Annotated in this window: 5 protein-coding genes; all 5 read left to right on the top strand. The window is 66.0% G+C overall.

Going from position 1 to position 7995, the window contains the following annotated elements; translation table 11 throughout:
* Positions 1-403 precede the first annotated feature (403 nt).
* The 5 genes from ACLQ62_RS02445 (at position 404) to ACLQ62_RS02425 (ending at position 7983) form a co-directional block, all read left to right on the top strand.
* The gene (locus tag ACLQ62_RS02445; protein WP_411720072.1) at positions 404-1540 is read left to right on the top strand and encodes a tyrosine-type recombinase/integrase; all 1137 of its coding nucleotides are present in this window, start codon (positions 404-406) and stop codon (positions 1538-1540) included.
* Positions 1537-1884, top strand: coding sequence for a helix-turn-helix domain-containing protein (locus tag ACLQ62_RS02440; protein WP_411720071.1), 348 nt, complete (start codon positions 1537-1539; stop codon positions 1882-1884). Before ACLQ62_RS02445 ends, ACLQ62_RS02440 begins: the two co-directional genes overlap by 4 nt.
* A gap of 101 nt (positions 1885-1985) precedes the next feature.
* Entirely contained in the window at positions 1986-3425 is a 1440-nt protein-coding gene (locus ACLQ62_RS02435; protein ID WP_411720070.1) for a hypothetical protein, read from the top strand.
* Positions 3426-3517: 92 nt separating this feature from the next.
* Positions 3518-7033, top strand: a complete 3516-nt coding sequence (gene mobF, locus ACLQ62_RS02430) for a MobF family relaxase (RefSeq protein ID WP_411720073.1) — start codon at positions 3518-3520, stop codon at positions 7031-7033.
* A gap of 428 nt (positions 7034-7461) precedes the next feature.
* The gene (locus ACLQ62_RS02425) at positions 7462-7983 is read left to right on the top strand and encodes a hypothetical protein (RefSeq protein WP_411720069.1); all 522 of its coding nucleotides are present in this window, start codon (positions 7462-7464) and stop codon (positions 7981-7983) included.
* Positions 7984-7995 lie beyond the last annotated feature (12 nt).

Below are 7995 nucleotides of genomic sequence, written 5' to 3'. Positions count from 1 at the left end.
CACCATCCCGCGCGAGAGTGATTGTCCCAATTCGTCCCTGCGGTCTTCGCGAGCGGCGGCGCCGGTGCCTTGTTGACGCAGCTCTTCTGCCTTCAAAAGCCCCCCTAGCCACCGTTCGCATCAGCGCCGCCAAGTAGACTCATTCGGCCTGCCACGCCTCTTGCAGATCGAGGCGGACGATGACGAATCGCATTGGGTGCGATCTCGTCAGTGTTGTTGGCTGACTCCCTGAGTGCCGTTTTCCCGCGGAATCACGGGCTGCGAAAGGCTCGTCGTTTGGTGCTGTCGGGTTCCTGGTTTGGGGTTCGCTTTGTGTCTTTGTTTGCTGACCGGGGGATTGTCTGCGGCATCGCATTGGATGCGATATTATCGCATCTGATGCGATGTGTTCTGGAGGGTCGGCGTGGCCGGTGACGAGGGTGCGTTGGCGGGCTCGGCCCGGCTGGCGCTGGTCGATGGGGTCGCGTTGCTGCGTCCGGACGAGCAGGTGTTCGAGGCGATGCTGGAGGGGTGGCGCAATCAGGGGCTTGCACGCAATCTGGCGCGCTCGACGGTGCAGGCGCGCGAGCGGCAGGTGCGCGCCTTCCAGGCGCACGCGGGCGTGTTCCCGTGGGAGTGGACGGCGTTGCACGCGGACGAGTGGTTCGCGGATCTGCGCGCGGTGCATCACTGCACGCGCTCGACGTTGCGTGGCTATCAGGTCGCGGTGCGCGGTTTTTGCTCGTTCGCGACCGACCCGGCCTACGAGTGGGCCGAGGAGTGCATGCGCCGGTTCGGGTCGCACCCGATCCAGATCGTCACGGACGTCAACTCGGCGCAGCACGTCGCGGATGTCGAGTCGCAGCCGGGCAAGCGTCCCTTCACGCGGCGGGAGTTGCAGGACCTGTTCGACTACGCGGACGAGCAGGTCGAGTTCAAGCGCTCCCGGGGCAAGAAGGGCTGGATGGCCGCGTTCCGGGACGCGACGATCTTCAAGACCGCCTACGCCTTCGGCACGCGCCGCACCGAGACGCAGATGCTCGACGTGTCGGACTTCGGCCGCAATCCCGAGGCGCCGGAGTTTGGCGGCTTCGGGGCGGTGCAGGTGCGCCATGGCAAGGCGAAGCGCGCCTCGCCGCCGAAGCGTCGCACGGTGCTGACGGTTTGGCCGTGGTCGGTCGAGGCGCTGGAGCAGTGGTTCACCGAGGTCCGCCCGCTGTTCGGCACGGACGGGAACCCGGCGGCCTGGCCCTCGGAGCGGTCTCCGCGGGTGAGCGCGGCGCTGTTGGATCACCGGATGGCCGACTACCGGGAGGCGGTGGGCCTGGACCCGGTGCTGGATTTCCACTCGCTGCGCCGCTCCTACGTCACGCATCTGATCGAGGACGGCTGGGACCCCAGGTTCGTGCAGGACCAGGTCGGCCACGAGCACGCCTCGACCACGTCGATCTACACCGGGGTCTCCTCGGACTTCCGCGTCCGCACGCTGCGGCGGGCTCTGGACGCGATCATGGCTGACGCGGTCGGCGACGCACAGACTCCCCAGGAGGGAACACGATGACCAGACAACGACGGAAAGTGTCCTACCAGTGGCGGCTGCGGGAGGTGATGGCCGCCCACAAGCTCTACGCCACGACCGAGCTGGTCCCGCTGCTGGCCGAGCGCGGGATCGTGCTGTCGGCCTCGCAGGTCCACCGGATGGTGACCACCACCCCGGAGCGGCTCTCGCTGCCCGTGCTCGCGGCTCTCTGCGACATCTTCGACGTGACCCCGGCCGAGCTGATCCCCACCGAGGCGGTCAACGTCGGCGTCCGCAAGATCGCCGCCGGAGACCGACCCGCGACCGCGGCAGAGATCGGCGAGCTTCGGCCCGTTCGCGCCCGGATCGTCCGCCCCGGCGAGTGACGGGAACCGCTGCCGAGGGCGGCACCGAGCCGGAGCGATGCGCACGTTGCGGACGCCTGGTCGGGACCGAGCGAGCCCGCAGGCAAGCCCGAGGCGTCACGGTGCTGGCCGTCAGGCGCCGCTGGCCCGAGGGGCCGATCTGCTCGGGCTGCTTCGCCCAGGCGATGGAGGTCTACGGCCTTTGCGACGGCTGCGGCACCGACCGGCTGCTGCCCGGCATCGGCCCCGACGGGCAACGCTGGTGCACCGACTGCGGCGGCGGCCTCGGCGATTACAGCTGCGCCCGCTGCGGCCGCGAGGGATGGCGCGAGCACGCCGGCATCTGCGGCTGGTGCGTTCTTCGGGACCAGGTCGAAGAGCTCCTGGATGACGGCACCGGCCGCGTCCGGGACGAGTTGATGCCTTTGGTCGCGCTGATCCTCGGCATGAAGCGGCCGCGTTCGGGCATTCGCTGGCTCACCCGACCCGAGCCGCGCGGCATCCTCCGCGCACTCGCCTCCGGGAAAGTCCCGCTCACCCACGAGGGCATCCATAGCCTGCCGCCTTTGAAGTCGAGCATCTACCTCCGCGACCTCATGGTCACCGCTGGCATCCTCCCGCCCGTCGACAAGTTCATGTTCCTGTTCGAGCAGTGGTGGCCGGCCTGGCTGGACACGATCACCGACCCCGAGCACCGCACGACGCTGCGGCTGTTCATCACCTGGCACTACCTGCGCGCCTTCCGCGCCAAGATCGACGCCGGCGGCGAGCTCGGCTACGCCCTGCCGCAGCTCGCCCGGGCGCGGCTGCGCGTCACCGCTACGTTCCTCAGCGGCCTCACCTCTCAGGGCCGCACCCTGGCCGAGACGACCCAGGCGGACCTCGATCGCGTCCTCGCCCAGAGCTCGCCACACCTGCGCAACGCACTCCGCCCGTTCCTGCGCTGGGCGATGAACACCCGCAGGATGCCCCAGCTGGACCTCCCGTCCCAGCCGGAGCGGCCCGCCACGCTGATCACCCAGCGGCGGCGCATTCAGCTGATCCGCCGCATCCACGACGGCGACGGCATGGAGCTGACCGACCGGGTGCTCGCGCTGCTCGTCCTGCTCTACGCCCAGCCCCTCGCGCGCATCCGGCAGCTCACCGTCGACGACATCACCACCAGCACCGACGGGCAACTACTCATCCGGCTCGGCGACCCGCCCACGCCCGTCCCGGCCCCGTTCGATGAGACCATCCGCCAGCACGTCGCAGCGCGAAGGAACCAGATGACCGCCGCGAACACGACGAGCCCGTGGCTGTTCCCCGGCCGCGCCTCGGGACAGCCCATGCACACGACCTCGCTGCGGCTGCGCCTCCACAACCTCGGCATCCCGAACCTAACCAACCGCAGCCGAGCGATCCGCGAGATGCTCCGTCAGGCACCCGCGATCATCGTCGCGGGCATGCTCGGCTACAGCTCCACCGGCGCCGAGAAGATCGCCACCGAATACGGCGCCCCCTGGCAGCACTACGCCGGACTCGACCGGCAGCCCCGCCACCCGCCCCGGCTCACAGACTGAGGAACTCATCACTCCAGTTCACGTCAGAGCACCAGATGCGCACCTCCTTCGCAATGACGGAGGTGGGCCGAGTGACGGTATCGATGCGAGTGATGAGCGCTGGCGACGGGTACAAGTACCTGCTGCGCACTGTCGCCGCTGGGGACGGAATGCGCTCACTCTCAACGCCGCTGACGCGCTATTACAGCGCGCAAGGCACACCGCCGGGACGGTGGATCGGCGGTGGCCTCAATGGCCTCGGCGCAGGGTCGATTCTCGAAGGTGACCAAGTCACGGAGGCGCAGCTACAGCTGCTGATTGGGTTGGGCCGCAATCCGCTCACCGGTGAGGCGCTCGGGTGCGCATACCCCGTCTACGGGACAGTGGGCAACGCAGGCCCCGGAGACGGACGCATCGAACAGGAGGAAGCGACCGCGCTATCAGCAGGGGAACCGCCCCGAGTCGCCCGCCGCCGCGCCGTTGCTGGCTACGACTTCACCTTTTCGATTCCGAAGTCAGCGAGCATCCTTTGGGGTGTCGCTGACGCGGCCACCCAGGCTCGCATCGCGCATGCGCACCATGAGGCGATTGCCGATGTGATTGCCTACATAGAGCGCGAAGTTGCAGCGACGAGGACCGGTGCAACAGGGAGTGACGGCGCCGTCGCGCAAGTAGGCGTGACCGGCATCATTGCGACGGCTTTCGATCACTTCGACAGCAGGGCCGGCGACCCACATCTGCACACGCACGTAGTGATCAGCAACAAGGTGCAAACCGTGCTGGACGGGAAATGGCGCTTCATTGACGGTCGACCAATGCACGCCGCCGTCGTGACACTTTCGGAACTCCACGAGACTCTGTTCGCGGATGCGCTCACACGGTCCCTGGGCGTGCAATGGGAGACGAGGGAGCGGGGTAGAGATCGTCACCCCGCGTGGGCAATCAGATCAGTTCCCGAGGCGCTGGTTGCGGAGTTCTCTACGAGGTCCCGGCACATCGACGTCGAGACCGATGCGCTAATTGACGCGTTTGTGAAGAGCCATGGTCATCGCCCAAGCTCCGTCACGATCATGAAGCTGCGTGCACAAGCCACCCTGTCGACAGGACCAGCGAAAGTGATGAGTTCACTTGCTGAGCTCACCGCGGAATGGCGGGAACGCGCCGAGCCAGTATTGGGAGAGGACGCGACGACGTGGGCGAGGGCCGCGGCTGCACGCCTTCCATCGCCGGTGCTGCGCGCAGAGAACGTGCCTTTTGAAGAGGTCGCTGCGCTGGGGTTGAGCGTAATGACGGCGGTTAGCGAGAAGCGGTCCACTTGGCGGCATTGGAACCTCGTCGCCGAAGCTGCGCGGCAAACGATGCACCTCCGATTCGCGTCGGCTTCCAATCGCGAAGCCGTCCTCGGCCTTGTCGTCGATGCCGCCCAAGGCGCATCGCTGAGAATTACGCCACCGGAGATTGCGTCGAGCCCGGAGGAATTCCAGCGGGACGACGGGACGTCAGTCTTTCACCCGAAGCACTCCATCGTGTTCACCTCGTCGGAGTTGCTCGACGCGGAGGCTCGACTGCTCGAACGCGCTGCCGATGAGACGGGACCAAAAGTCGCACTGGCAACGTTGCGTTCGGTTGCTCGTACGCAGCTGCCCGGTGGGGGAGTACTCGCCGACGCTCAGCTCCGAGCGCTCGCCTCCATCGCTGGCTCCGGGCGGGTCATCGATGTCCTTGTTGGTCCGGCTGGCGCGGGCAAGACGACCGCGATGCACGCGCTTCGTCTGGCCTGGGAGATGGCACATGGTCCGGGCTCAGTTGTCGGGCTCGCCCCTTCGGCGGCGGCCGCACAGGTTCTGGGGGAGGATCTCGGCATCACGACCGAGAATCTGGCCAAATGGTGGCAGAACCACCTGGTCCATGAAGCGACGTTCCACTCCGGTCAACTCGTGATCATAGACGAAGCGTCTTTGGCGGGCACCTTGTCGTTGGACAGAATCACCGCACTCGCTGCGGACGTTGGCGCAAAAGTTCTCCTGGTCGGCGATTACGCCCAGCTCCAGTCGGTCGAGGCGGGCGGCGCGCTGTCACTACTGGTCCACAATCGGGGGGACGTGCCCGCGCTCGTCGACGTGCACCGCTTCACCCACGAGTGGGAAAAAACCGCATCCCTCGGGCTACGTCAAGGCAACCCCGCATCCATCGACCAGTACGTCGCGCATGATCGGGTTCGCGAGGGCAACACGGCGGCAATGGCGGACGCGGCTTACGACGCCTGGCGAGCCGATACTCAAGCCGGCGAAACAACGGTGCTGATCAGCGACTCGAACGAGGCCGTTACGTCACTGAACGCGCGCGCTCGCACGGAATTGATCCTGGAGGGCAAGGTGGATGCGCTTCGTGAAGTTGCCCTCCATGACGGCACACGTGCCGCTGTCGGTGACACGGTTATTACGCGCCGCAACGATCGTCGGCTCCGCGCTGCCGGGTCGTGGGTGCGTAACGGTGACCGGTGGACCGTGATCGGAGTGTGCCGGAACGGCTCGGCCGAAGTCCGACGGCACGGCCGACGGTGGGGGAGCGCGTTGCTGCTCCCTGCCGAGTACATGGAGCGCAATGTAGAACTCGGCTATGCGGTCACTTCCCACCGTGCGCAAGGCATCACGACCGACACCGCGCACGTCATCGTCGCCTTGAGCACTACGCGAGAGAACTTTTACGTCGCTATGACGCGAGGTCGAGAGGCGAACACGGCCTACGTGGCCATCGATCAGCCGGATGTCGCGCACGTCGGAGCACGCCCGAGTGATAACGCCCACTCGACAGCGCGGAGCATCCTTTACGGGGTTCTACAGCACGTCGGTGCCGAATTATCTGCGCACGAAACGATCACGGCCGAGCAAGACGCGTGGGGCTCAATCGCACAACTCGCGGCGGAGTACGAAACCATTGCAGCGGTCGCGCAGCACGACAAATGGGCGACAAAGCTGCGAGAAAGTGGACTCTCGCCTGGCCAGGCAAACCACGCCATCGAGTCCGACGCCTTCGGAGCCTTGAGCGCCGAACTCCGCCGAGCCGAGGCCCACCACTTCGACATCAGATTGTTGCTCGCGCGCGTTGTCGCAGAACGTGGTCTCGACGACGCGCAGGATGTCGCAGCGGTCCTTCACGCCAGGATCGCGTCGGTAACCGCCCGAGAGGCGGGTGTAGGGCGCTCGCGCTTGAAACCACGTCTGGTCGTCGGCCTCATACCCAGCGCGACCGGCCCGATGGATCCTGACATGCACCGAGCCCTCGTCGAGCGCAGAGAGCTGATCGAAGCGCGAGCGAACGCGGTCCTGGATGAGGCGCTGCTAGTGGGGGCGCCGTGGACGCGTGCACTCGGAACTACGCCCAAGGGATCAGCTGCCGCGGCGTGGCGTCAGCACGGTTGCGTCGTCGCGGCGTACCGAGACCGTTACGGCGTCGTCAGCGCGGAGGCGCTTGGTTCGATACCCGAATCTATGACCCAAGAACTAGACGCGGTGCAAGCTCGTTTTGCGCTCAGAGCAGCGAAACGGCTCGCGGCAGCACACCCCCCGGATGAAGGATTGAGTCCGAGTGTCACGGCGGGCCATCCGCCGGTCGGCATCCGGTTCTGAAGGAGTTCTCGTACTCCTGTTACGTCGCACCCGATGCATGCCTCGCCTTGACCTCCCGTTGAACATCGAAAACGCGACGTGCTGCCAAACGTTGAGGAGATCCCACTTGCTCGGGCCTGTCTAGTGGAGGGACCGTTTCCAAGCCCGCCACCGTACGCGTTGATCACGAACGGCGCCTGAACAGACCGACCTTTCTTTGTGGCCCTTCGGACGTGCCTGCGAGTGGAGACGTTCAGTCGGGCAAGGCATAGTGACGGCACTGCCCGACTGGAGCACGACCGGCGGGTTCTTCCTATGCGCGGTGCACGGGATTCCATCAACGCGCAACGGAGCGGCAATGAGCCTACGACGCCATCTCTGACGCAGAATCACGGTATGTCGTCGACGTCTCGTGAGCTATTCGGCAGTCATCCCGTCGTCTCCTCCCGATGGACTTCCCGTCGGCGTCCGCTTCGACCATCCCCGACATGTCCCTGAATGTAATAAAAATTGGAGGCGTGACTGCAGCCGCGAACTACCATGTCGACATGCCGGTTGCAGGCAGGGCGAGGATGCAAGCCGGCCCTCGCAACCCCGTGTACGGAACCCCGCAGACTGCCGCGCTTTTCGCACCTGGTCTTCCCGTCGATCTCGATTGCGACGACCAATTCACCCAGATCGCGCTCATGCTCCCGAAGACTGTACTCCAGCTCGAGCTGGAAAGCCTCCTGGGACACAGCCTCAGGGCACCGCTGGAGTTTTCCAAGGACCTGGACCCGGCGTCTGCGCCCGGATGCATAGTTTTGCAGGCAATCCTAATGATCGATTCCGCGCGCTTGGCAAGGCCTCTCTCCTCGTTCGCGCGCCGGCTCACAGGCATCCACGCCCGAGCGCCCAATGTCGAGACCAGTCGCATCTGCGCACAAAAAAGCACACCAATGATTCCCTGGACTTCGGCCGAACTCTCGTGAGTGCGCTAACGC

The organism is Mycetocola sp., assembly GCF_046716805.1.
GTDB lineage: Bacteria > Actinomycetota > Actinomycetes > Actinomycetales > Microbacteriaceae > Mycetocola_A.
The sequence above is the reverse complement of the archived record's forward strand: the minus strand, read 5'-3'. Positions and strand labels throughout refer to the sequence as shown.